Origin of the sequence: Acinetobacter sedimenti (genome assembly GCF_022601685.1) — a bacterium.
Classification (GTDB): Bacteria; Pseudomonadota; Gammaproteobacteria; order Pseudomonadales; family Moraxellaceae; genus Acinetobacter; species Acinetobacter sedimenti.
Map to the genome: position 1 here is coordinate 1 of NZ_JAKUML010000006.1, position 24,839 is coordinate 24,839.

Below are 24,839 nucleotides of genomic sequence, written 5' to 3' on the forward strand. Positions count from 1 at the left end.
TATATTGAGATGTTCTACAATTCAAAACGTAGACATGGTTCCAATGGTCAACGTTCTCCATTAGATTATGAAAAGGCCCATCAAAAGATGGTTATGTGTGTCTAGAATTTTGGTGGCTATTCATAGGGGGATTTAATATTGTTCTGAGAAATATCAGTCGTTTCATAAACAGCATGGCGTTGAATGTTCCATGACAGATGGATACCTTGTGAAACAGTGTTTCTCATACCAAAATGCTCTAGCTGAACGGATCAATGGTATTTTAAAAAATGAATATTTATTACACAAACCTACTGATATTAAAGAAGCAATCAAAATGGTTGCTGAGTCTGTAGACATTTACAATACAAAGCGACCTCACCTTGCCTTAAAATACAAAACGCCCAATGAGGTTCATCAGGCGTTTTATAGTTGAAAATAAGTGTCAACTTATTTCAGGACTAGACAAAAAGTAATTGACCTATTTGATTTTGCAACAACAACATCAACAAAACTAAATGCTATAATTCAAAATGATTATTTAATGATTATTTTTATGAAAATCCGCATCTTAACCATTGGTCAAAAAATGCCTGCTTGGGTCTATACTGCTTTTGAAGATTATTTCAAGCGCATTCAGCCTTTTGTCACGACGCAATTGATCGAGTTACCCATGGCAAAGCGTGGTAAAAATGATTCCGATGCAGATATTTTGAAATATTGTCAGATCGAGGGTGAAGCGATTTTATCCAATATCAAACAAGGTGAAATGCTGATCGCCCTCGAAGTTGGCGGTCGGGAGCTTTCAACAGAAAAACTCGCACAAACCATGCAACAATGGGCACTTGATGGTGCTGATATTGTCCTTGCGATTGGCGGTCCAGATGGGTTATCTGATGCAGTACGTAAAGCAGCAACGTGGCATTGGTCACTATCCAAATTGACCTTACCGCACCCAATGGTACGCATTATTCTGATTGAACAACTGTATCGAGCGATGAGTATTAATCATAATCATCCTTACCATAGAGCATAAGTCATCGAGCTTAAGTCATAGCATTTAAACCAAATCATATTGTGAATTCTGCTTTGTTATGTTGTGTGGCAAGCTCTTGGTTTATGATCAATTTTGGCGCACAATAGTGCGCTTTAAATGGTTTGACTCATATCCTTGTCGGATTGCACATCCGTTCTTGAATTGACCGCTATTTATTGAATCCACTGTTAAAAAAGGGTGCATAGAATGACCGATGCCTTAGTCTTACAAGATTTGCATAAAACCTATAAAAATGGTTTTCAAGCACTCAAAGGAATTGACCTCACCGTTCCAGAAGGCGAATTCTATGCGCTACTTGGTCCAAATGGTGCAGGTAAATCGACCACCATCGGCATCATTAGCTCTTTGACCAAAAAGACCTCAGGTAGCGTCAATATTTTTGGTTATGACCTTGATCAGTTTTCTTCTAAAGCCAAACAACATCTTGGCGTCGTCCCGCAAGAGTTTAACTTCGGTCAGTTTGAAAAGACATTTGACATCTTAGTCACACAGGCAGGCTACTACGGCATTGAGAAAAAACTTGCTGAGCAACGTGCTGAACATTATCTCGAAAAGCTCGGACTTTGGGAAAAGCGTAATACCCAATCTCGCCTGCTCTCAGGCGGTATGAAACGTCGCTTGATGATCGCTCGTGCCATGATGCACGAACCACAGCTGATGATTTTGGATGAACCGACTGCAGGTGTTGATATTGAACTACGTCGTTCGATGTGGGATTTTTTGACTGAGCTCAATCAAAATGGCACCTCAATAATTCTCACCACGCATTATCTTGAAGAGGCAGAAATGCTCTGTCGCCGTATCGCCATCATCGACCGTGGCGAGATCAAAGAAGATACCAGTATGAAAAGCTTTTTAAATCAGCTTTCTGTGGAAACCTTCATCTTTGATTTGGCAGCACCAATCGAAAACTTTGATTTAAATATTATTGGTTTCCAATTCGATTTAATTGATTCGAGCACCTTGCAAGTCACGATGGATAAAGCCCATTCGATTAATGATTTGTTTGCGATCTTTGAAGCCAACGGCATCATCATTAGCAGTATGCGGAACAAAGCCAACCGACTCGAAGAGCTCTTTGTAAATATGGTAGAAAAAAATCTGACAGGAGCGAACGCATGAACCGTCAACAACTCAGCGTCGCATTCCTGACTATCGTCCGTAAAGAAATTCGCCGTTTTATGCGGATTTGGCCTCAGACGCTTCTACCGCCTGCGATCACCATGAGCTTATATTTTGTGATTTTTGGAAATTTAGTCGGCTCTCGCATTGGTGATATGGGCGGTTTTAGCTATATCCAATTCATCGTGCCAGGTTTGATCATGATGTCAGTGATTACCAATAGCTATTCGAATGTGTCATCAAGTTTCTTTAGTGCGAAGTTTCAACGTAGTGTCGAGGAGCTGGTTACCAGTCCCGTGCCAAATCATGTGATCTTACTTGGTTTTGTCGTTGGTGGCGTAGCACGAGGGATCTGCGTTGGCTTTATCGTCACGATCGTGAGTTTATTATTTACGCATCTGAACATTTTTAATATTTTTGTGACGGTGTATACCGTGCTCATCACGTCAATGATGTTCTCATTAGGTGGATTTATTAATGCAGTCTATGCCAAATCATTTGATGATATCTCGATCATTCCGACCTTTGTATTGACACCGCTGACCTATCTCGGTGGTGTATTCTATGCGATTAGTAATCTCAGTCCATTTTGGCAAAATGTGTCTTTACTCAATCCGATCGTGTATATGGTCAATGCGTTTCGTTATGGCATCTTGGGGCACAGTGATGTCAATGTTTGGGTTTCTTTGATGGTGATTAGTGCGGGCTGTTTTATGATGTACGCTATTGCATATCATTTATTAAGCCGTGGTACAGGAATGCGTGAATAATGTCAGTTGATGCGTCGCTTTTGGGTCAAGACACTCAATACCCAACGAAATATGCCCCTGAGCTTTTATTTCCAATCGCACGTGGTGATGCACGCCTAGCGTATAAGGATGTCACAGGCATTGCACAAGGCATCGACTGGTGGCATGTCTTTGAAATCTCATGGTTAGACTTAGATGGCATTCCGCAAGTTGCGATTGGTCGTTTACATATTCCTGCAACATCAAGTCACCTGATCGAATCAAAATCCTTAAAACTGTACTTTAATAGTTTTAATTTTGAGCGTTATGCACGACAAGATTTTATTGATACGGTTGAAACTGACTTATCCAAAGCTGCCCATGCAGAGATCAAACTTGAATTATTCGATGTTGATGCGCTCACCGTAGATCGACCTCATGGGATTTGCCTTGATCAATACAAGCCAAGCACCATCGTTTATCATCCCGATGCGTCATTGCTGACTTTAGACAGTGAAGTACAACCCAACAATGAAATCATCGAACAAAGCTATTACTCACATTTATTACGCAGTAATTGCCCTGTCACCAATCAGCCTGATTGGGGCACTTTATTGATCCGTTATCGTGGAAAAAAGCTTTCTGAAGCCAATTTATTCGCCTATATTATCTCTTACCGTGAACACAATGGTTTTCATGAGCAATGTGTTGAACAAATATTTGCGGATATTTGGACACAATTGCAACCTGAAAAACTCATGGTGTACGCCGCGTATACACGTCGAGGTGGGTTGGATATCAATCCGTGCCGTGTATCAGATTTGTCATGGATGCCAAGTCCGCTTAGATTAGCGCGACAATAAGCAAGAACAACAGACCCTAATGGAAATTGATTGAGGAAGAACAATGCCAAGTTTTTTTGGATTTATCCCATCCCCTTCACTACTCGGTGATATTCAACAAGCTCAGCGCAGTCGTAATGCATCTGAACCGATGTATCCACTCCGAGATAAAATCGCATTGGCACTCAACGATGAGTTGTTAGATCGTGTCTTGAGCGATGGTCTAAAAGAGTTTCCACCAAGTGACCGTAAAGATACTGCTGAGAAATTAGTCGGTTATGTCAAAAGTACTGTCCGTGCATTGTTGGGACAACTACTCAGCAAAACTCCGAATGAAAAAATTGTCGCTTCGCTTGATTTTATCGAAGGCAGTATTTTCCATGATGCCCAAGCACAGCTTCGTGTTGGCTCGCCATTGAACAGTGCGCTTGTTGCACAAATGCAAGGCAACTTTGCTGCGATTCTCGCAGGTGAAGATCAGAGCAAAATCAAACCTGCATTGACTGAACAATATAAGCAGTTTGCAGATTTGATGGTTAAACATTTTATGGTTGATTTTAACAAGACACTTGATCTTGGCATGATCAAACGTAAAGCTGCCGATGTCGGTGCAGGTGTTGTCAGCAAAGCGGTGCATATTGCGATTAATAAGTTAATCCCTGCACTAACTGACGAAGAGCTAAAGATTTTGGCACATCACCATAGTCAGTTGATTCATCAAACCAACTAACTTTATAGGTATATTGATAAAAATATACTGATATAAATCAAGTCGCAAAAGCCTAAGTGATCTATTGTTTGCTTAGGCTTTTCATTTTTTAAATTTTAATTTTCTTAGTTTCAACATCTATTCTTTCTAAGCGTCTAAATTCCTAAACATAATATTTTACTTTTCTCGATGAGATTTCTTAATCAATTTTTTTAGCTGTGTTAGCATATACGACTTGTTTTATCTCAAAACAATACTTCATTTTTTGCATTCGTTTTCCGCTACCAATTATCTTGAACGCCATGTCTTATCGCATTCATCACAATCGCTTCTTACGTCATGCACCTCGAGATGGCACAAGCTCTCGCTACCCCCTTTCACTATGGGAACGCATCCACCTCGATCCGTGGCTGCTTGGCTTATTGGCATTTAATGCGGTACTTGGGTTGACGGTACTATATAGTGCATCTGCTGAAAATAGTGGCTTGGTACTCAAACAAGCCATGAGCTTTGGTATTGGTTTTGTGGTGATGCTATTTATGGCGCAAATCCCACCAAAGATGTATCAAGGCTTCTCGCCCTACTTTTATGGGATTGGTGTGTTATCACTGATCGCTGTGATTTTGTTTGGTGAAGTGCGTATGGGCGCACAGCGTTGGATTGATATTCCGGGTTTTGGCAGTGTTCAGCCCAGTGAATTTTTAAAAATCGGTATGCCGATGATGGTGGCATGGTATCTGTCACAGTATCCTTTACCACCAAGTTTCAAACGTGTATTCATTAGCCTCATTATTATTGGTGTACCTTTTTTACTCATTGCTGAGCAACCTGATTTAGGGACTTCGCTACTGGTGCTCGCAAGCGGTATGTTTGTACTGTTTTTAAGTGGCTTGTCTTGGCGTTTGATCTTGGCTGCTGTCGGTGCGGTTGCGGTGATTATTCCGATTGCTTGGCAGTTTCTATTACATGACTATCAGCGCCGCCGAGTGTTGACCTTATTAGACCCTGAAGCAGATGCGCTCGGTTCTGGGTGGAATATTATTCAGTCCAAGACGGCGATTGGTTCTGGTGGATTCTCAGGTAAAGGCTACTTAGAAGGCACGCAAGCACATTTGCACTTCTTACCCGAAGGTCATACCGACTTTATTATTGCCGCATTTTCTGAAGAATTTGGCTACATCGGCTTGCTGATATTATTGGCGATCTACTTTGCAATGATTATTCGCATCTTCCAAATCAGTTTACATAGCTTTCACAATTATGGACGCCTTGTTGCAGGTGCGTTAGGATTATCGTTTTTTGTCTATGTATTTGTGAATGCCGGGATGGTTAGTGGTATCTTACCCGTAGTTGGTGTGCCTCTACCTTTTATGAGCTATGGCGGTACGGCAATTATTACCTTGATGGCCTCTTTTGGTGTGATCATGTCGATCCATACGCATCGCTAGCGATCTCATCAAATGCTCGCAAGTTGCCACAATCTTTTTTAATTTATAATGGAGAATAAGTTAAATGTTGAATTTTTATAAAAAAGCCATGCTCACATTGGGATTAGGCGCATTTTCGATCACAGCAAGCTTTGCAAACGACTTTATTACCCATCCAAACTATCTCTCATTCAAAGCCAAAGCAATGCAACAACATGGCTTAACTTCTGCGCAAATTGATAATGCCATGTCAGGTGCACAAAATATTGATCGCATCTTAAGCATTATGGCAAAACCTGGCGAAAGTAAGCCGTGGTATGAGTATCGTGAAAACTTCTTGGTTGAAGGCACGATTCAACGTGGTGTGCGTTTTAAAAATCAATATGCCAGTGCGCTACGTCGTGCAGAACAAACTTATGGTGTTCCTCAGTCAATCATTTTAGGCATTTTAGGTGTAGAAACAGGCTACGGTGCCAATAAAGGTTCATTCATCACACGTGATGCGCTAGCGACCCTCGCCTTTGGTTATCCACGTCGAGCTGATTATTTCCAAGACGAGCTTGCTGCCCTCATTGCATGGACATATCAAGATGGGCGAGTCACATCAAGCGTGAAAGGTTCTTATGCAGGTGCAATTGGCTTTCCGCAGTTCATGCCAAGCAATATTACCAAACTTGGTGTCGACTTTGATGGCAATGGTCATATTGATCTTGAAAACTCGGCTGTAGATGCGATCGGTTCAATCGCCAACTTCATCTCTAAGCATGGTTGGCAAACAGGTCAACCTGTAGCTATTCGTGCGATCTATACAGGTATCGATGATACTCAAGTGATTGCACCTGATTTGCGTACAGCAAAACCATATCTGGTTGGTGAGCTTAGCAAACTTGGTGTTCGCCCGATTAACCCAACAGTCAAACTCGACTCGATGGATATGGTACACGTGATTCGCCTTGATGAAGTTTCAGGACCGCAGTATTGGATCACCTACCCAAACTTCATTAGCATCATTGGTTATAACCCAAGTCGTATGTATGTTTCTGCAGTATGGCAACTCGGTGAAGAAGTCGCAAATCGTTAAGTTTTGCGGGTCAACAAAAAGTGTCAGAAGCTCTAATTTTTTGACACTTTTCAAAAAGTCAAACAATATTTTGCGACGCAGTTTGAGTTTTAGACTATTTTAAATATTTTGTTACACTTTTGATTATTATTTAGCCACAAATTGCGAGAAAAAGTTACTTTTTGCAAATTTATACAGTTTAGACATAGACAAATACAAAAGCGAACCATTACTATCCACTCAATTCTGAAGATCGCATCATGCATATTGTTTATGCGATCAATGCACTGGAAGCAATCTTAAATAAAGAATTAGGTTTTTATTTAAGCAATTTCAGTCACATATTGGTCGTATATTAGGAGTCGTCGCGTGCAAAAGTCTTTAAGTACACTTTTATTGATCGTTGCAGCTGGTTTTACATCTCAAAGCCAAGCTGAATTATTACCAACTACCAATTTAGCCAATACAACAGACAAAACCAATTTGGCATCTAAAGTCCTCGATAAAGATTTCCAAGCTTTAAGTGATAGCTTATTTAAAGGAAATGGTGATGCTTTGACTGGTTTAAGCATTACTGAGTCAGCAAACAACCGTGTGATTAACAAACAAGTGGTCGCTGCCAAAGTCGAAGTGCCTGAAGAGCCCAGCATCATTGAAAAATTGAATACTGTTGCCTCAAACACTGTGAAAAAATTCACGCAAAGTGGTGTGGCATCTTGGTATGGTCGCCAGTTTCATGGCCGTAAAACTGCAAGCGGTGAGCGTTTCGACATGAACGCCATGACTGCTGCACACCGTACCCTACCGTTGAACTGCTATATCCGTGTAACGAATAAGAGTAACGGTAAGAGCGTAATTGTTAAAGTTAACGACCGTGGTCCATTCCATGGCAATCGTGTTGTTGACTTATCTTACGGTGCTGCCAAAGCGATCGGTATTACTGGTGCAGGTTTAGGTAAAGTATCTATCGAACGTGTTGAAGGTCCGAATTCTTAATTATGATTTTTAAAATGTTCCAAAAGCCACTTTTTAAGTGGCTTTTTTTATACGCCTTATATTCTCAAATGAATTGCTACACATAAAACCTAACTCACTCGTAGTATTTGACCTGTTTTGATATTGCAGTTTCTTACGCAAGACGATACATTAAAGATAGAGTTGACTGCAATGCGAGGGAGCGTGATGAAAACAATTCAAGATTGGCTATCTGAATATAACGAGAGCCACCAGAATGCGACAAATAAGGTAATTCACTGGGTTTGTGTTCCTGCGATCCTTTTTACCATTATTGGTATTCTGATGCACTTTAGCGCCCTGCTTACCGCTTTATTATTGGTTTTAAGCCTCGTATTTTATGCTCGATTGGATTTGGTACTGGCAATCGCTATGGCGGCCTTGCTTGCGATGATGACGACATTGGTAATCATTCTGCCTGTCGGTAAGAGTTTTTACTTTGCAATGTTTCTGATTGCTTGGATTGGTCAATTTTATGGACACAAAGTAGAAGGTAAAAAGCCATCTTTCTTTAAAGATTTACAATTCCTTCTCGTTGGTCCTGCGTGGTGTATGGATGCGTTTTTGGGCAAAGCCCTACCTAAATGGCGCTTTCGCAATCCTGCTCTTTCTTAATGAAACAAATCAGCATATTTATCGCGCTTTCATTACTGACCGAATGAATAGAATGGCTCAATGAATATGCTGAAAACTGGTTGAGTAATTCAGCAATTTACGCATTAATTCTGCCTGACTTTTGCAACCTACTTTAATAAAAATATGCTTTAAATAGGTTCTCACCGAGCTCAATGTAATGCCGCACTGCGTGGCGATCTGCGTTAAATCTAAACCTTGAGCAAAATATTCGCAAATCTCTGTTTCTCGATTAGAAAGTTGATAATGCGTCATTAAATATTGTTTCGCCAAGTACACTTGATGATTTGGAGTTGTTAAAAAAATGGCAACCTGCGGTGATTGAGTCTGCAAGTTTTCACTGTATCCTGAATTTAGCCCGACATGATTCTGTAAATTCGAAAATGGCACTACAGAAATTAATATGGAATCTTGATCACTTTCATCGTTCAGCGACATTACACCACCAACCTCACTATCATTGAAATTGGTAATATTTCTTTGAAATAATGCACTTAAAATATATTGATCAAGGGTCGCCTGATCCCTCACGTTCACTTTTAAACGATTAAAACGATCTATGGATATATATGTTGAATGTTCAAATACGCTCTGTGCTTTCTTATTTGCGTAAACTAAACGACTATCTTGATCTAAAATAATTACGCCTACTCGAATATAATCCAACAAACTCGATAAATTTTGATTTTCTTGTTTTACTGTGCTGAGCTGTCGATGAATCTGTAGAGCCCTTCTAAGGTGTACACCCAACCGAGTTAAAATATCTAGTTGAGTTTTCTCAAAAGGCTTTGCAGTTGCTGCACGATGCGTTGCTAACACTGCCCATTGGTACTTTGCCTGTTCAAGTAAAACCGCACAGACGTGGCTGATCCCAGTCGGTTTTAAACACTTTTCATAAAAGATATACTCATCAGTTCCGAGCATAGTTGCGTAAGAAGTGAAATCTTGTTTTACAGCGCCACCTAAGCCAACACTTTGCCAATGTGGCGTATGTAATTTCATATCAATGACTTTGACTTGTTCATCTGCATAAGCTAACAAGCCTTCTTCTGGAATATTAAACGAGTAAACAAAATCAAATTTGGGGTTGAGTTGATCGCATACGGTAAAAATCGCTGTTTTACTCTCGGTATAATCTACAATTTCCTCAAGTACGTTCGACCATAGCGCTGAATTCATAGAGGCGTCATAGATCGTTCCAATGAGTTCGTTTTCTCGCTCAAAATCAGACATGGCTACTCTCCCCAATTAATATACTTATAAATAATCTAAGACTCAGTTATACAAATTTTTTGCAATTTTTTCTAGTTTTAACTTTTGTAACTGCATTTAATTCACCTTACATTTCATAATCTTATAATAAAATTAAGATAAATAGATGATTTAAATACAAATAACATCCCCATTTAAGGATATTTATAAAAAATATATTTTATTAGTATGTAATGACGATTTAAAAAAAGGATGATCACGATGAAAAAGACGCTTTTAATTTCTATGCTCACGATGAGCCTCATTGCCTGTGGTGGGGGCAATTCTAGTTCTTCAAATAATGAATCAGAGGGTGAAACCGAAGGCAATACAAATACTGGAGTACTTACAGATGGGGATATTGCAGGAGTAAGCTATACGACCAGTAGTGGTCTTACAGGCACTACCAATGAAAATGGTGAATTTAGCTATGCAGATGGAGATCAAGTTACTTTCAAAATCGGTGATGTGCAACTCGGCGAAACCATCGATGCAGTTGCTCGTATCACACCATTAGATTTAGCTGAATCAGAGAATTCTAGAACTAATCTTTTGGTATTTTTACAGTCATTAGATAGCGATGGTAAGCATGATAATGGCATTAGTATTTCAACCACAGTGAGTACAGCTTTAGCAAATCAAAGCATCGACTTTGAACAGTCACCTGAAGATTTCATTAGCGATGCTACATTTGTGGACACAATGGCTCAAGCTGGATTAGAAACAGTCGTTTCCCCTAGTCAAGCAATGGCAAACTTCCAGAACGCATTTTATAAAGACATCTCTGGTGTGTGGCAATACTCTAATCAGCAAAGCGGTACGCCCATTAATGTCTTGATATATATAGATGAAGATGGACAGTATCTACTCGGTGAATTTTCCGCACAAGACCAAGCAGGTCAGCCTGGACTTGAAGCGGGTGATATCAACTGGAATGCTGTAACTACGAGCTTAACACCATCTATCAATATTGATACAAATGATGAGTGGGGATTATCTAATCCTGTCGGCTTGCATCACTTAAACTTTGACGGCACAGATCTGATTTTAACTGAGCCCGATATTCAACAAACTTATATCTTTACAAAAGTTAAAAATCAAGACAACCAAATCATTGGTTCATGGCAGTACAGTAAGGGACAAGTCTTTAGCTTCCTAGAAAATGGGACTTACTTTATGCTTGATCCAATAGGTGATGATCAAGTAGAAATTGGCGATTCACCTTGTGGTGGTGCAGGAATTGAATCCGGAAAATATACCATTACCGGCTCAAATCTTATTATTCATGATGTAAGTATTGATACCAATGACTGCGCTGGTCTATCTGATAACCAGCAAGGGCAAACGTTACCGTTTAGTATTCAAGGTAATGAATTTCAGTTTAGTCCTGCAAGTGAAGGAACTTTTACCATAAACCGTATTATTTAACTTCACGATAATATCAATGACCACAGTGATAATTACTCTCTGTGGTCTTTTTTTAAATCGATTTTAAAGCAATCAAATATCTAAACATTAATACAGATCCGCACGCGTCTTTCTCACCAAACTCGGATCATGCTTTTCACGTTCCAAACGCTCAACCAGTGTTATTGCTTGCAGCTCAATTTTGCCATCTTTAAATAAAATCATCTCACCGGGCTGATAAGCCTGCCACATCTCATTATCTGTTAATGGCTCTGTGGTAATCACTGCCACACGATCCTCTAATGTCGTCACTGTGCTAAAGTCAATATCAACATCTAAGTCAATCAGCTTCGCATGCTGGAACGGATATTCACGGATGAGCCAATGAAGCTTGGTGGTGGCATAACTAAATAAAGCCTGTCCATTAGATAAGAAAAAATTAAACGTGCCGTGCTCTGCAACCTTAGGACAAATCTGTTGTAAATATTCAAAAATATCTTCAAGGCTTGGATGTTCATTGCCAAATTTCAGCGCCAACTGGTCTAGCACATAGCAAAATGCCAACTCACTATCTGTATCCCCTACAGACTGAAATCGACCTGTGAGCTCGGGATTAAAATTTAAAAGGTCACCATTATGGGCAAAAATCCACTGTCTACCCCACAGCTCTCGCACGAATGGATGAGAGTTTTCTAAGTTAATTTTGCCTTGAGTTGCCTTTCGAATGTGCGCAATCACATTGCGTGATTTGATCGGATAATTACGAATGAGATTTGCAATCGGTGACTCTAAAGCAGAATGATTGTCAACAAACAATCGACAGGCTTTTTCTTCAAAAAAAGCAATACCAAAACCATCAGAGTGATCCGATGTGACACCCGCACGCTGCGAAAATCCTCGAAACGAAAAATCGATGTCGGTAGGTGTGGCGCAATTCATTCCGAGCAATTGACACATAAGCTTTCACTATTTTGGGAGGTTGGTCTTACAGAAGCTTAAAGTCAATACTTCTAGCTTAGCTGTCTTTCATCCAATATATGAAATATTGTTGTGTCTGCTCAAGTCTTTTTTTGAATATACATATCCAGCGTTGATATAAAAGTGATCCCGTCTTAACGCTGAATCATTTTATTCATGACAAAGCTTTTTGCTGCTTCATTCATTTCAAGGTAGACGAAATAATCTAAGCAGTTGAAAACTTCATCATAAAAAGCTTGCTTAGAAAGTTTCGCTTGCATATTCAAATACACATCGAATAGCTTCGGTATACGCTCCTCATGTGGCAAGCTGAAACTTGGCATTTGTGGTGTGAATGCATTTAATGCCTGAATATCAATGCTTTGCTCAGGACTTAGATTTTGTAATAGCTGATGCGTGTGGTAAGCACGCGCTAGATTACCTTCCAAGCGAATACTGACACAGCCCATAAGATATTTAGCTCGCATACTCCATAACACTTTTGGTGCAAGATTGAGCCATAACATTGACAATGCCTTACCAGAACGGAATCGTGGATGCACACACGTACGACCGACTTCGACAATGTTCGAACAATGTGCAAGATGTGGAATCACATTAAACTCTTGGGCGCTATAACTATGCCCAACTTCATGCCCTTGGAATAATTTTAACCGTGTATAAGCAACGATTTCACCTGACCATTTTTCACGAAGCACCGCATGTTCACAGCCAAAATCATAAATATCTTGATCAATCTCTTGCTCGAAAGAGATGCCAAATTGATCAGAAAATTGTGCTGCACGGAATTGTTGGACTTCACGGAGTTGTTTTAAATCATCGACCCATTCAAATCGAAATTGGGTTTGTTGGTTTTTATTTTTATTCAGTGGCAGTTTATTGGCTAATGGAAAATTCGATAAAGGGTTGCCTTTAGGCAGGGGAAGATTTTTGGCAAAAGGGAATTGTTTTGGTGATGGTAGCATTGGGCGAAATTGATTGAGTTTTTCTAACATATTGTTCACTCCTCGTTTTGCTTACGATAGAAGCGACAGATGACAAATAGATGACTAAATCATGAGCGATTAATGACAATTCAAAAAACAGTCAAATAAAAGTCTTCAACTCAAAAAACAGAAAAAGCCGCACTTAGCGACCTTTTCAAAACACTTAAAATCAGCTTGAAATTAATGTTTATTTAAACGGTTAGAAATCAGCGTACCTACGCCATGATCGGTGAAAATTTCTAATAAACTAGCATGTGGCACACGACCATCAACGATATGCGCACTCACTACGCCACCTTTGACTGCATCAAGCGCACAAGTCACTTTTGGAATCATTCCGCCGTAGATCACACCTGTAGCGATCAACTCATCTACATCATGGGTATTTAGACCTGTGAGCAATTCTTTGTTTGCACCAAGAACACCTGTAATATTAGTGAGCAAAATCAGCTTTTCAGCACTTAAAGCTTCTGCAACTTTTCCTGCAACCAAATCGGCGTTGATGTTGTAGGTATTACCCTCTTCATCGACACCAAGCGGTGCGATCACAGGAATAAAGTCACTGTGCAAGAACATGTCGATGACATCAGTTTTCACGCCTGCAACTTCACCAACTAAGCCAAGATCAATCTGTTCAGTACCTTTGTCGGTGACTTTATCAATCAACAGTTTTTTGGCACGAAGTAAATTACCATCTTTACCTGTCAGACCGATAGCACGTCCACCATGTTTATTGATCAGATTAACGATAGATTTATTGACGCTACCGCCAAGCACCATTTCTACGACTTCCATAGTCGGTGCATCAGTCACTCGCATACCATCAATACGATCAGATACACGACCAAGTTGTTTGAGTAGATTGTCCACTTGCGGACCACCACCATGCACCACCACCGGATTGATACCGACGGTTTTTAACAGCACAATATCTCGTGCAAATGAGCTTTCCAGTTCAGGATCAGTCATGGCATTGCCACCATATTTCACCACAACGGTTTTCCCTGAAAAGCGTTGGATATAAGGTAAGGCTTCGATAAGCACTTTGGCTTTATCAACACCAAGTTGATTGATTGACACGAAATACTCCTGAACTTTTAAGCCGCAATTTCTTGTAAGGCTTGGGCAAAATGCGGTGAGATATTATGCACCATCTCGACAAAAAATGCTTTAATCTTCGCCAAATAGAGCGCATCATCGGCATCGAAACGTACGGTAAAATATTCACCTGTATTGGACGCACGGATAATGCCAAAACCATATGGAAAATCCAGTCGAATGCCATCGACACAACTTAATGTCATCGACTGTGCATCGACCTGACTTAAATTATTGTGAATATAATCCTGTATATGCGCAAAAAGTTGCTCACGATCTATACCGTTCGCATCAATATAGATATCAGGACTTGAGGTACGTTCAGGAAATTCTGCCAATAATTCACTTAGACTTTGTTGGGTTGATTCAAGATATTCCAGTAAACGCAGTGCCGCATACAAGCCATCATCATAGCCTAGACCACGACCATCGTTAAATACATAATGTCCTGCGTATTCCCCACCAAATACCGCAGACTGCTTAGCAATATAATGTCTTAAAAAACTACTGCCTGTACGAAGCATATGACTACGACCATGATAATGAGCAACAGTTTGTGCAATCATCGTCGAACACTTCACATCAAAGACGATCTCAGCAGACGGCTTTACTTTTTGATCAGTTAAACAAATTTTGGCAAAAGCACACATCAACCGATCCGGACTAATCAATTGACCGAGTTCATCAATGATCACCACACGATCGCCATCACCATCTAAGGCAATACCCATCACAGATTTTGACTCAATCACTGCTTTTTGTAATGTTGTTAAGCGTTTAAAATCACTTGGGTCAGGTGCACCATGTGGAAAGTTGCCATCTGCATAGCAGTTTAAAGCGGTCACTTTACAGCCAAGATTTTCTAAGGCGATTTGCGCAATTTCACCTGCCGAACCGTGCAAACCATCAACGCAAATATGATGATTGTTTTGTAATTTTATATCTTGCTTTAAGTATGAAAAATAGTCTGCTTTTGCATCAATGGTGGTGACTTTGCCACGATGAGAGAAGCTTTGAAAATCTTGTGATTCGATCAAATCAGCGACCTGTTGAATCTGTTCTACCGTTGGCGGAAGATGCTGACACAACCATTTAAAGCCATTATCTGACGCAGGGTTGTGGCTTGCGGTGATCATGATGCCATTACCACCAAAACGCTTGGCAGTGAAATACAGTAATGGCGAACTGACACAACCGATTTGAACAACATCCAGCCCAGATGCGGTCAATTGTGCTGTGATGATTTCTGAGAATTCGCAACTGCTTAACCGTGCATCATAGCCAATAACGACTTGCTGTTGATTGGCGCGGATAAACTGTGTGGCGAGTGCTTTACCAATTTGAGCGACCAATCCATCTGACAACTGAGCAACTTTTCCCCGAATATCATATGCTCGGAAAATTTGTCGAGGTACAGATGCCACTTTCGTGGATTGGAATTGCTCACTCATCGCTTAGCGTTTAACTCATTAATAACCACTATAAATATTATTTTGTACCAGTATGTCCAAAGCCACCTGCACCACGCTCTGATTGTTCAAATTCTTCAACAATATCAAACTGCACTTGTTGCACTGGGACAACCACATATTGTGCCAAACGCTCGCCCGGTTCAAGGACAAAATCCGCCTGCCCACGATTCCACACCGATACCATCAGCTCGCCTTGATAGTCTGAATCAATTAAACCAACCAAGTTACCAAGTACAATTCCGTGCTTATGACCCAGCCCTGAACGTGGCAAAATCAAACCTGCAAAATGCGGATCTTCGATATAGATCGACAAACCTGTTTTCACCAAAACCGTCTGACCGACAGCAATGGTAATCGCCTCATCTAAACAGGCACGTAGATCAAGTCCTGCCGAGCCAACGGTTGCATAGGTTGGCATATCCCACTGTGTGCCGAGACGTTGATCTAATACTTTGACTTGGACTTTCATGCTATTTCCTTTAATTTCTGACTAAATTTGATCAATGATAGCGTTTTTAATGACTACAATTATCTTTTCATCAAGGCTTTCAAATTTTCAATGGCACGGCGAGCTTGCTCTTTAGGATCGACATCCGTCGCACCCGCAGGCTTTTTCCGACCAAGCCATTCAATATCATTCTGTGGCAATTCATCTAAGAAGCGACTTGGCGTCATTTGTTTCATTTGTCCACCATTTTTACGTTGCTCTGCCAAAGTCATGGTCAAGCCTTGCTTCGCCCGAGTAATGCCCACATACATCAGACGGCGTTCTTCTTCAATGGTTTCACTGGCGATCGAGTTGCGATGTGGTAACAACTCCTCTTCTAAGCCCATCATATAGACATAAGGAAATTCCAAGCCTTTCGCCGCATGCAAAGTCAGTAGATTGACCTTATCTTGATCCTGCTCTTCTTGCTGTTGTTCCAGCATGTCGATCAACACCAATTTACGAATCGCACTTTCAATATTGCGATCATCAACATCTTCGGCTTTATTGATCAGATTTTGGATACTGCTATATAGGCTTTCGATATTGTCGAATTTCGACTTTTCTTGCGCAGGTGTGGCAGCATTTTCACGAATATAATCGACATAACCCGCTTCATTAATGAACTGACGCACCAACGGTACAGGATCATCATGATCATGTAATTCTTCGGTAAAGCGTTGAATAAACTCGGCAAACTCATGTAACTGGCTCATGGCTTTTTTCGGCAAGACCATCGCAAGGCGTTGATCCGCAGATGCACCAAGCAAAGACAAATGATTTTCCTGCGCAAATAAGCCGAGCTTTTCTAAGGTCACAGGACCAATCGCACGTTTTGGCGTGTTGATAATGCGTAGAAATGCACTGTCATCTTCAGGATTAATGATCAAGCGCAGATAGCTCATGATGTCTTTAATCTCTGCCCGAGCAAAGAACGATTGACCACCCGAAAGCTTGTAAGGAATCTGCATCTGACGTAGCTGTGTTTCGATCACTCGTGATTGGAAATTACCACGATACAGCACCGCATAATCTTTCCAATTTTTACCATTCATCAGCTTGTGCGTAATCAAATCTTTGACCACACGTTCCGCTTCATCATCGTCATTGCGACAGGTAATTACTCGAATCGCTTCGCCACGACCTTTATCACTCCACAAGGCTTTTTCAAAAATATGCGGATTGTTGCCAATCACCGCATTGGCAGCATTCAAAATGACATTGGTCGAGCGATAATTCTGCTCCAACTTCACCACCTTTAAACGTGGGAAATCATCTTTGAGCAGTGCCATATTTTCAGGCTTTGCACCACGCCATGCGTAGATCGACTGGTCATCATCACCTACAGCAGTGAACTGTCCCATCACGCCGACCAGTAATTTCACCATCATATATTGTGCGGTATTGGTATCTTGATACTCATCGACGAGTAAATAGCGCACACGATTTTGCCACTTGTCACGCACTTCGGCATTGTCTTGTAAAAGTCGTGTCGGGAGCACGATCAAGTCATCAAAATCCACCGCATTATAAGCACGCAGATTGCGCTCATAGAGTTGATAAAGATGCGCCAATTGTACATCTTCTTCAGTTTCACAGGTGACATGCGCTTGCTCAGGCAAGATCAGATCATTTTTCCAATCCGAGATTTTCTTCATGGCTTTGGCGATCAGTTCTTTGCTATCTGCATTTGCCAGATTGTCCCGATGCATCAAATCCATCAGAATTCGTTTGCAGTCATCGGCATCTAGAATAGAAAAATTATTTTTCAGTGGCGTATGTTTTAGTTCGATACGTAGCAAATTCAAACCAAAAGTATGGAAGGTCGACACACTCAGACCTTTAGATTGCTCTTTGGATAGATGGCGAGTGACACGCTCTTTCATCTCACGAGCGGCTTTATTGGTAAAGGTCACTGCGGTGATACGATGTGCAGGAATACGACATTCTTGCACAAGATAGGCAATCTTTTGCGTAATGACTGAGGTTTTGCCTGAACCTGCACCCGCCAATACCAATAGCGGTCCTTGCGTATAGCGCATGGCTTCTTGTTGTTTCTCGTTCAGCAGGCTACCCACAGACATTCAAACACCTAAAAATTAAATTGACAGCAACATGTGTTATTGCATTCTCAATCAATACAATGAAAAACTTTGCAGTTCGATTTTTAAAAAGCAAATTATAGAGCCTTGCGTTTTAGTTGCAATGACTAATCGGAAAATGCCAAACACATGCCGTCAAATTGTGCCGTGCTCAATCCGTCATTTTCAAATGCTGATGATGCTAAGATTTCAAAATATCAGTGCTGACAAACTTGTAAATCATCGTGCTCAGCTTGCAACTGATTTTTCTTAGCTATTAAAGCTTTTTGCAATTGATCGATTTGGTTTTGTGCTGCCACTTCCCCTGCTTGTATAGTCTGCGTGCGTGAGCCAACCGAGAATACATGGGCTTTTTCTCGAATATCAGGGCGAATCACGATGTCCGCTTGCTTGACTTCGTAGTCGGCGAGGCGATTTTGCATGATGTTAATGTTTTGGTTAAACAATCCCCACACATTCGAGGTTTCGGTATGTTCTGGACGTGCCAAAATATCCACAGCAATGATCATATCTGCCCCAAGTTGCTTGGCGATAGACACAGGCACTGGATGCACTAACCCACCGTCAACATATTCTTGCTCGCCGATCTTGGTTGGCACAAACATACTCGGAATACTGGTCGAAGCCATCACCGCCTTACCTGTATCACCTTGTCGAAAAACCACATCTTGTCCAGATTTTAATTCCGTGGCCACCACATAGAATGGAATCTTCATATTTTCAAGTAAGGTATTATCCACTTGTGCATTGACATAGTTTGCGATTTTCTGCCCATTAAAAAAGCCTTGCTTACTCAAAGTAAAATCTCGCACGTCGTCACTTTTGAGATCCATGGCAATGTTTTTCATCTGCTCAGGCGTTTTACCGCTAGCATAGATCGCACCAACGATACTGCCCGCACTGGTGCCAACGATCATATCGGGACGAATACCATTCTGCTCAAGCACATCAATCACGCCAATGTGCGCATAGCCACGTGCCCCGCCACTTCCGAGCACTAAGGCAACTTTAGGCTTTGGCTTTTGATGTTCTGAGCTCACCGCTTTCCACTGACACGGCAATGTCTGTGCACTCGGACTTTGTGCACTTTCTTTTTGTGCACTCGCTTTTTGAGCATGTGCAGCATGCAAACACAGACTCGGAATCAAAAAAAGTAGACTGAACTTGGAAATGGCTTTAAGCATGATTGAAGTGATCGTGAAAAACTGATGTCATAGAAATAGCTTCGGAAATATGCAGAACGCATGCTACTGGATTTACTGCGAATCTTCGATGGAAGAATTGCTGAAAAATGTTATTTTCAACACATTTTTCTTCTTTTCAATATTTTTCCGATTAAGGTTTTTTCAACAAACCGCTAACGTAAGATTTATGAAAACTTTTTTTGTCTTTGCGTGATTATTAATATCTGTCTAAGGCAATTTTGCGCTAAAATAGCAAGCGTTTTTATAACATGTATTGTATCTGAATTTTTCATTCAATTTTCATCCCTAAACATAGAAGGAATGCTGCCGTGGACGTACGTCTATCAGATCGTGTGAATGCCATCAAACCATCCCCTACACTTGCCGTAACGAACAAAGCAGCTGAGCTTAAAGCAGCTGGTAAGAACGTGATTGGTTTGGGTGCAGGTGAGCCTGATTTTGATACCCCTCAACACATCAAAGAGGCAGCAATAAAAGCCATTAACGACGGATTTACCAAATACACAGCTGTAGATGGTACGCCTGCTCTGAAGAAAGCCATTATTGCGAAATTCAAACGTGACAATAACCTTGACTATCAAGCCAACCAAATTTTGGTGTCTTGTGGTGGGAAACAATCCTTTTTCAACCTTGCTTTAGCATTACTTAACAAGGGCGATGAGGTGATCATTCCTGCACCATTTTGGGTAAGCTACCCAGATATGGTGATCATCGCAGAAGGTACGCCTGTCATCGTGAAATGTGGCGAAGATCAACGCTTTAAAATCACGCCTGAACAATTGGAAGCGGCGATCACACCAAATACGCGTCTATTGGTGTTAAACAGCCCATCAAACCCAACAGGTATGATCTACACCAAAGAAGAATTGGAAGCATTGGCAGAAGTATTGCGCAAACATCCACAGGTCTATATCGCTTCTGATGACATGTACGAGCCGATTCGTTGGTCTGGTGACTTCTACAATATTGCAACCGTTGCACCTGATTTGTACGATCGTACTTTTGTACTCAATGGTGTGTCGAAAGCCTATGCCATGACTGGTTGGCGTATTGGCTATGCAGCAGGTCCTGCAAAGATCATTGGTGCGATGAAAAACATTCAATCTCAGTCTACGTCAAATCCAACTTCGATCTCTCAAGTCGCTGCGGAAGCCGCTTTGAATGGTCCACAAGATGTATTGCAACCGATGGTTGAAGCTTTCAAACGCCGTCATGATTTGGTGGTCAATGGACTCAATGCGATCAAAGGTATCTCTTGCTTGCCTGCAGATGGTGCATTTTATGCCTATGCCAATATCCGCCCATTGATCCGTGCTAAAGGTTTGAAGTCTTGCACAGAATTCTCTGAATGGTTACTTGAAGAAACTGGCGTTGCTGTCGTTCCTGGCGATGCGTTTGGTCTAGGTGGCTTTATGCGTATTTCATATGCAACAGCAGATGAAGTGCTTGTAGATGCACTCTCTCGTATCAAAGCAGCTGCCGATTCGATCAGCGGTGTAGATGAAGCGATAGCTTCAATCGAAGCTGAGAAAAATTCATAATTAGCGATGCTTAATATGATTTAAATGAACATTAAGACTTATAAGCTGTACTTAAGCCCTGACCTCGTTTCAGGGCTTTTTGTTGGACAATATCCGATAAAAATTACATGGCGATACACATCTTGATCCAATCCATACATGACTTCATTTTAATCAGATTTAGAATTGGCATTAAAACTGCTTTACTAATAAATGAATGTGCGGCTAAAACCGTAACATGACTATAGAAGATTACATCAACAAGCGTTCGAAGGAGTTCGATATGAAAATTCAAGAAAACCTACACTGCTTAAACAACCTTAAACACATCAAACAACTGCATGATGCAGGCATTGATGTGGATGTCATTGCACATTTTTTCCAGTCAGAGAATATTCCGCTCAGTGCAGATCAGATAGTGCATATTTTGCACTCGATTGATGCGCTGAATAAAAAACAGATTCCATCAAGCAAGCTTACTGCGCTGATGAGTGCCAAAGCCGATATTGCCGAATCAGAACAAATCCCTTGTCCAGTTTAAGGGCACTCTTTCCTGTCCGTAGTTCCGAAAGATTGAGTGCTTATATCTAAAAGCACTCAATTTAAAAGTACAAAATTTACTTTAGGTGTATTTAAAGTTCATTCGCCTATTCATTGCGTCGCTTTATCGGATCTTTGCATGAATTGATTGAAAATTAGCTCGCCGAGTTGTAATTCAGTGCAAATAGACTTGACCATTGATAAAATCTGTCTATAATCGCTTGCACATTCTCCCATAGCTCAGTCGGTAGAGCGACGGACTGTTAATCCGCAGGTCCCTGGTTCGAGCCCAGGTGGGAGAGCCAAAATACGAAAGAGCCTAGATCATTGATCTAGGCTTTTTTTATTTTCGATAACTACATCAAGATCAAGCAAAAAAATAGCACCTATTTAAGATGCTATTTCCTGATTCTATTTACTAAAAAATTTATAAAACTTTGGCGATCGACTCAGCTACATAATTAATATTACGCTGATTCAGACCTGACACACAGATACGCCCTGAACGCACCAAATACACGCCAAATTCTTCTTTTAAACGATCCACTTGCTCAGCAGACAACCCTGTATAGCTAAACATGCCCTGCTGTGCTGTGAGATAGTCAAAGTTGCCATTTGGTACAAGTTCAAGTAAACGACGACGCAACTGATCACGTACCGCAAAAATACGAATACGCATTTGTTCTAACTCATCCAACCACATTTGCTTTAAGTTTTCATCATTCAAGATAATGTTAACTAAGCCAGCACCAGTCGTTGGCGGACTTGAGTAGTTACGACGCACAGTCGCTTTAAGTTGACCTAACACACGCGCAGCTTCTTCTGCATCTTGACAGACAAAAGACAATCCACCGACACGCTCACCATACAATGAGAAGATTTTTGAGAATGAATTACTCACCACATATTTCACATCGGTATTTGCCAACGCACGGATGAGATAAGCATCTTGCTCTACACCCTGACCAAAGCCTTGATAGGCAATATCCAAGAAAGGAATCAGTTGTTTCGCTTTAAGAATCTCAATCACTTGATCCCACTGTTCAGCGCTTAAATCCGCACCAGTTGGATTGTGACAACATGGATGAAGTAAAACGATGCTTTGTGGTGACAGAGTATTTAAATCTTCACACATCGCATCGAAGTTCACTTGGCGAGTGTCATTATCAAAATAACGATAGGTATTTGTCTTAAAGCCTGCACCTGAGAAAATCGCAACGTGGTTATCCCAAGTTGGATTACTCACCCAAACTTCAGACTGTGGAAAATAATTTTTAAGGAAATCCGCACCGACTTTCAATGCACCAGAGCCGCCTAAAGTTTGAATGGTTGCAATACGCTTTGCTTGAATCACTTGACTATCTGCACCAAACAATAAAGCTTGAATCGCTTGGCGATAGCCTGACATGCCTTCCATAGGAAGGTACAACTTTGCTTCATCATTATGCGTTGCATATTGCTTTTGCGCTTCACGAACCGCTTGTAGCTGTGGCACAACGCTTTGCTCATCGTAATACAAACCAATGCTCAGGTTGACTTTATGCGTACGTGGATCGACTTTGAAATCTTCCATCAATGACAGAATCGGATCGCCTGCATAGGCAGGAACTTGTTCAAACATATCTATTCCTTAAACAACTCATTATTACAATGCTTATTTGCAAATTGACTATTCTAAGCACTAAACCACGTAGCGATCTGGACGATGATTAATCATCAAAATCAAATTCAATACCACCGCACCCAAGATCGAAATCACAAGTAATGGCACACTAATAAACATGGTCGATGCCAACAATACACTGATATCTAAACCCATTTGCACCTTACCCGCCGAGATACCATAACGCTCTTGTAGATATAGCGCCAATAGATTAAAGCCGCCGAGGCTTGAGCGATGGCGAAATAATATCAAAAATCCAATTCCAATCAAGAGATTGGCGAGTACCGTACCATAAACTGGCGTAATACCATCAAGATGAATAAAGTGCGGATGGAGCTCAGTCAAGACAGATAATAAACCAACAGCAATAATCGTCTTAATTACCATCTGCATACCTAGACGTTTATATGCAAGATAATAAAAAGGAATATTGATCAAAAAGAAAATCACACCAAACTTAATCCCAGTCGCATAATGCACCAACAGTGCAAAACCCGCTGTACCACCTGTCAAAGTATGCGCTTGTTGCATCAAAAGCATGGCAAATGAAATAAGAAAAGTACCAATGACCATCGCCATTGCATCTTCCAAATGCGAATGTTTAGGCTTGCTCTGAGCTTCATCTTGCATCGTCAAAGATTGCTCTACAGTATCTATAGCAATATTAGTCAAGCTCAACTCCTCTCACAATGTGGCTCATCATTTGGTGATTCTCTTTAATCCGTTCAAGCACGATCGAGGTATGGAAATTACCGATACCCAAATCGAGTGCGGTGATTTTATTGATCAACACACTCATTTGCGCCAAATCTTCAGCAGTCACTTTCAGCAGATAATCGTAGCTTCCAGTAAGCTTATACACATCACGAATCATCGGCTCATGTTCGATAAACGCTAAAAACTGATCCAGTACAGCTTGACTATATTGCGTCAACTTAATCTCAAGCATACCTACAATCGGATGTCGCTCAGCTTCAGGATGCAATTGCGCAAAATACCCAACAATCATGCCCTTTTGCTCAAGTGCCACACGACGACGTGAACATTGTGACATTGATAAACCCACAATCTCAGCAAGCTCTTGATTGCTTAAACGACCATTCATCTGTAGTTGTTGCAGTATCTTATGATCGAACTCGTCTAATTGATCACTCATCAATAACCTTTATCCGCTTAAACTCATGTAAACAAAATGCACATTATTTGTATATTTTTAATTTTATCACAATTTATTTGCATTTATTAGCACTAATATCTAGATACCTATTTATCTGCTCTACCTCCCAACAACATACTTTCTAGTATTGATTATTAAATCCACAATTGATGAAATCGAGAGAATCCGTCGCTTGACCTCTTCCCATTCAACACATAAAATGCGCCTAACATTCTCCCATAGCTCAGTCGGTAGAGCGACGGACTGTTAATCCGCAGGTCCCTGGTTCGAGCCCAGGTGGGAGAGCCAAGATTTGAGCGAAATGCTCTACAATGAAAAAGCCTAGATGAAATCATCTAGGCTTTTTTGTATTTAAAAGACTAACTATTCGCAATTAATCTAA

At 40.8% G+C, this 24,839-nt stretch carries 23 protein-coding genes, 2 tRNA genes and 1 pseudogene; 15 read left to right on the forward strand and 11 right to left on the reverse strand.

The genetic code is table 11. From position 1 onward, the window contains the following. Positions 1-136: 136 nt before the first annotated feature. From MKI79_RS04725 to MKI79_RS04770, 10 genes and pseudogenes are all read left to right on the forward strand, one after another. A pseudogene (locus MKI79_RS04725) lies at positions 137-415 on the forward strand (integrase core domain-containing protein); the annotation flags it as partial. A gap of 120 nt (positions 416-535) precedes the next feature. Then, a complete protein-coding gene (gene rlmH / locus MKI79_RS04730; RefSeq protein ID WP_241570911.1) occupies positions 536-1,015 on the forward strand; it encodes a 23S rRNA (pseudouridine(1915)-N(3))-methyltransferase RlmH in 480 nt (159 codons plus the stop codon). 207 nt (positions 1,016-1,222) lie between these two features. Beyond that, entirely contained in the window at positions 1,223-2,158 is a 936-nt protein-coding gene (locus MKI79_RS04735) for an ABC transporter ATP-binding protein (protein ID WP_241570912.1), read from the forward strand. Next, on the forward strand, positions 2,155-2,928 hold the full coding sequence (locus MKI79_RS04740; protein WP_241570913.1) for an ABC transporter permease: 774 nt from the start codon (positions 2,155-2,157) through the stop codon (positions 2,926-2,928). The genes MKI79_RS04735 and MKI79_RS04740 overlap by 4 nt, the downstream gene beginning before the upstream one ends. Continuing rightward, complete coding sequence (gene queF, locus MKI79_RS04745; RefSeq protein WP_241570914.1) at positions 2,928-3,749, forward strand: NADPH-dependent 7-cyano-7-deazaguanine reductase QueF; 822 nt, start codon at positions 2,928-2,930, stop codon at positions 3,747-3,749. The genes MKI79_RS04740 and queF overlap by 1 nt, the downstream gene beginning before the upstream one ends. Positions 3,750-3,792: 43 nt before the next feature. Next, positions 3,793-4,458 (forward strand): hypothetical protein, encoded by a 666-nt coding sequence (locus MKI79_RS04750; RefSeq protein WP_241570915.1) that lies wholly within the window; start codon positions 3,793-3,795, stop codon positions 4,456-4,458. 281 nt (positions 4,459-4,739) lie between these two features. Next, positions 4,740-5,885, forward strand: coding sequence for a rod shape-determining protein RodA (rodA, locus tag MKI79_RS04755; RefSeq protein WP_241570916.1), 1,146 nt, complete (start codon positions 4,740-4,742; stop codon positions 5,883-5,885). Positions 5,886-5,949: 64 nt separating this feature from the next. Next, positions 5,950-6,945, forward strand: a complete 996-nt coding sequence (gene mltB, locus MKI79_RS04760) for a lytic murein transglycosylase B (RefSeq protein WP_407651552.1) — start codon at positions 5,950-5,952, stop codon at positions 6,943-6,945. Between the two features lie 348 nt (positions 6,946-7,293). Continuing rightward, complete coding sequence (locus tag MKI79_RS04765; protein WP_407651553.1) at positions 7,294-7,920, forward strand: septal ring lytic transglycosylase RlpA family protein; 627 nt, start codon at positions 7,294-7,296, stop codon at positions 7,918-7,920. Positions 7,921-8,106: 186 nt separating this feature from the next. Beyond that, complete coding sequence (locus MKI79_RS04770; protein ID WP_241570917.1) at positions 8,107-8,553, forward strand: Mpo1 family 2-hydroxy fatty acid dioxygenase; 447 nt, start codon at positions 8,107-8,109, stop codon at positions 8,551-8,553. A 57-nt stretch (positions 8,554-8,610) separates the two neighbouring features. Here MKI79_RS04770 and MKI79_RS04775 read toward each other — a convergent pair whose 3' ends face one another. Continuing rightward, positions 8,611-9,804: a helix-turn-helix transcriptional regulator gene (locus tag MKI79_RS04775; RefSeq protein WP_241570918.1), complete on the reverse strand. Its 1,194-nt coding sequence runs from the start codon at positions 9,802-9,804 to the stop codon at positions 8,611-8,613. A gap of 240 nt (positions 9,805-10,044) precedes the next feature. Between MKI79_RS04775 and MKI79_RS04780 the strand changes: the two genes are divergently transcribed. Next, complete coding sequence (locus MKI79_RS04780) at positions 10,045-11,250, forward strand: hypothetical protein (protein WP_241570919.1); 1,206 nt, start codon at positions 10,045-10,047, stop codon at positions 11,248-11,250. Between the two features lie 87 nt (positions 11,251-11,337). Here MKI79_RS04780 and MKI79_RS04785 read toward each other — a convergent pair whose 3' ends face one another. The 7 genes from MKI79_RS04785 to MKI79_RS04815 all read right to left on the reverse strand — a co-directional run bounded on the left by MKI79_RS04785 (position 11,338) and on the right by MKI79_RS04815 (position 19,536). Continuing rightward, on the reverse strand, positions 11,338-12,186 hold the full coding sequence (locus MKI79_RS04785) for a class II glutamine amidotransferase (RefSeq protein WP_241570920.1): 849 nt from the start codon (positions 12,184-12,186) through the stop codon (positions 11,338-11,340). 155 nt (positions 12,187-12,341) lie between these two features. Next, the gene (locus MKI79_RS04790; RefSeq protein WP_241570921.1) at positions 12,342-13,202 is read right to left on the reverse strand and encodes a GNAT family N-acetyltransferase; all 861 of its coding nucleotides are present in this window, start codon (positions 13,200-13,202) and stop codon (positions 12,342-12,344) included. A 171-nt stretch (positions 13,203-13,373) separates the two neighbouring features. Beyond that, on the reverse strand, positions 13,374-14,273 hold the full coding sequence (argB, locus tag MKI79_RS04795; RefSeq protein WP_241570922.1) for an acetylglutamate kinase: 900 nt from the start codon (positions 14,271-14,273) through the stop codon (positions 13,374-13,376). A gap of 17 nt (positions 14,274-14,290) precedes the next feature. After that, positions 14,291-15,742: a phosphomannomutase/phosphoglucomutase gene (locus tag MKI79_RS04800; RefSeq protein ID WP_241570923.1), complete on the reverse strand. Its 1,452-nt coding sequence runs from the start codon at positions 15,740-15,742 to the stop codon at positions 14,291-14,293. A 37-nt stretch (positions 15,743-15,779) separates the two neighbouring features. Beyond that, positions 15,780-16,232 (reverse strand): dUTP diphosphatase, encoded by a 453-nt coding sequence (dut, locus tag MKI79_RS04805; protein ID WP_241570924.1) that lies wholly within the window; start codon positions 16,230-16,232, stop codon positions 15,780-15,782. 59 nt (positions 16,233-16,291) lie between these two features. Beyond that, the gene (locus MKI79_RS04810; RefSeq protein WP_241570925.1) at positions 16,292-18,334 is read right to left on the reverse strand and encodes a UvrD-helicase domain-containing protein; all 2,043 of its coding nucleotides are present in this window, start codon (positions 18,332-18,334) and stop codon (positions 16,292-16,294) included. Positions 18,335-18,549: 215 nt separating this feature from the next. Beyond that, entirely contained in the window at positions 18,550-19,536 is a 987-nt protein-coding gene (locus tag MKI79_RS04815; protein WP_241570926.1) for a patatin-like phospholipase family protein, read from the reverse strand. Positions 19,537-19,865: 329 nt separating this feature from the next. Between MKI79_RS04815 and MKI79_RS04820 the strand changes: the two genes are divergently transcribed. From MKI79_RS04820 to MKI79_RS04830, 3 genes are all read left to right on the forward strand, one after another. Continuing rightward, positions 19,866-21,098 carry a pyridoxal phosphate-dependent aminotransferase gene (locus tag MKI79_RS04820; protein ID WP_241570927.1) on the forward strand — a complete coding sequence of 411 codons (1,233 nt, stop codon included), beginning with the start codon at positions 19,866-19,868 and terminating at the stop codon, positions 21,096-21,098. 262 nt (positions 21,099-21,360) lie between these two features. Next, entirely contained in the window at positions 21,361-21,618 is a 258-nt protein-coding gene (locus MKI79_RS04825) for a hypothetical protein (protein WP_241570928.1), read from the forward strand. 228 nt (positions 21,619-21,846) lie between these two features. Next, positions 21,847-21,922 (forward strand) — tRNA-Asn (locus MKI79_RS04830). Between the two features lie 122 nt (positions 21,923-22,044). Here MKI79_RS04830 and MKI79_RS04835 read toward each other — a convergent pair. Genes MKI79_RS04835 through MKI79_RS04845 form a run of 3 tightly spaced genes read right to left on the reverse strand, consistent with a single transcriptional unit; the run spans position 22,045 to position 24,436 of the window. Next, positions 22,045-23,238, reverse strand: coding sequence for an amino acid aminotransferase (locus MKI79_RS04835; protein WP_241570929.1), 1,194 nt, complete (start codon positions 23,236-23,238; stop codon positions 22,045-22,047). Between the two features lie 60 nt (positions 23,239-23,298). Beyond that, on the reverse strand, positions 23,299-23,910 hold the full coding sequence (locus tag MKI79_RS04840) for a YitT family protein (RefSeq protein ID WP_241571030.1): 612 nt from the start codon (positions 23,908-23,910) through the stop codon (positions 23,299-23,301). 34 nt (positions 23,911-23,944) lie between these two features. Continuing rightward, positions 23,945-24,436: an Lrp/AsnC family transcriptional regulator gene (locus MKI79_RS04845; protein ID WP_241570930.1), complete on the reverse strand. Its 492-nt coding sequence runs from the start codon at positions 24,434-24,436 to the stop codon at positions 23,945-23,947. A gap of 233 nt (positions 24,437-24,669) precedes the next feature. Between MKI79_RS04845 and MKI79_RS04850 the strand changes: the two genes are divergently transcribed. Continuing rightward, positions 24,670-24,745: transfer RNA gene (locus MKI79_RS04850), tRNA-Asn, on the forward strand. The last annotated feature ends 94 nt before the right edge of the window (positions 24,746-24,839 follow it).

Coding starts and splice junctions, on each gene's coding strand:
- rlmH (WP_241570911.1), top strand. CDS start 536: ATGAAAATCCGCATCTTAACCATTGGTCAAAAAATGCCTGCTTGGGTC.
- MKI79_RS04735 (WP_241570912.1), top strand. CDS start 1,223: ATGACCGATGCCTTAGTCTTACAAGATTTGCATAAAACCTATAAAAAT.
- MKI79_RS04740 (WP_241570913.1), top strand. CDS start 2,155: ATGAACCGTCAACAACTCAGCGTCGCATTCCTGACTATCGTCCGTAAA.
- queF (WP_241570914.1), top strand. CDS start 2,928: ATGTCAGTTGATGCGTCGCTTTTGGGTCAAGACACTCAATACCCAACG.
- MKI79_RS04750 (WP_241570915.1), top strand. CDS start 3,793: ATGCCAAGTTTTTTTGGATTTATCCCATCCCCTTCACTACTCGGTGAT.
- rodA (WP_241570916.1), top strand. CDS start 4,740: ATGTCTTATCGCATTCATCACAATCGCTTCTTACGTCATGCACCTCGA.
- mltB (WP_407651552.1), top strand. CDS start 5,950: ATGTTGAATTTTTATAAAAAAGCCATGCTCACATTGGGATTAGGCGCA.
- MKI79_RS04770 (WP_241570917.1), top strand. CDS start 8,107: ATGAAAACAATTCAAGATTGGCTATCTGAATATAACGAGAGCCACCAG.
- MKI79_RS04775 (WP_241570918.1), bottom strand. CDS start 9,804: ATGTCTGATTTTGAGCGAGAAAACGAACTCATTGGAACGATCTATGAC.
- MKI79_RS04780 (WP_241570919.1), top strand. CDS start 10,045: ATGAAAAAGACGCTTTTAATTTCTATGCTCACGATGAGCCTCATTGCC.
- MKI79_RS04785 (WP_241570920.1), bottom strand. CDS start 12,186: ATGTGTCAATTGCTCGGAATGAATTGCGCCACACCTACCGACATCGAT.
- MKI79_RS04790 (WP_241570921.1), bottom strand. CDS start 13,202: ATGTTAGAAAAACTCAATCAATTTCGCCCAATGCTACCATCACCAAAA.
- MKI79_RS04800 (WP_241570923.1), bottom strand. CDS start 15,742: ATGAGTGAGCAATTCCAATCCACGAAAGTGGCATCTGTACCTCGACAA.
- dut (WP_241570924.1), bottom strand. CDS start 16,232: ATGAAAGTCCAAGTCAAAGTATTAGATCAACGTCTCGGCACACAGTGG.
- MKI79_RS04810 (WP_241570925.1), bottom strand. CDS start 18,334: ATGTCTGTGGGTAGCCTGCTGAACGAGAAACAACAAGAAGCCATGCGC.
- MKI79_RS04815 (WP_241570926.1), bottom strand. CDS start 19,536: ATGCTTAAAGCCATTTCCAAGTTCAGTCTACTTTTTTTGATTCCGAGT.
- MKI79_RS04825 (WP_241570928.1), top strand. CDS start 21,361: ATGAAAATTCAAGAAAACCTACACTGCTTAAACAACCTTAAACACATC.
- MKI79_RS04835 (WP_241570929.1), bottom strand. CDS start 23,238: ATGTTTGAACAAGTTCCTGCCTATGCAGGCGATCCGATTCTGTCATTG.
- MKI79_RS04840 (WP_241571030.1), bottom strand. CDS start 23,910: ATGCAAGATGAAGCTCAGAGCAAGCCTAAACATTCGCATTTGGAAGAT.
- MKI79_RS04845 (WP_241570930.1), bottom strand. CDS start 24,436: ATGAGTGATCAATTAGACGAGTTCGATCATAAGATACTGCAACAACTA.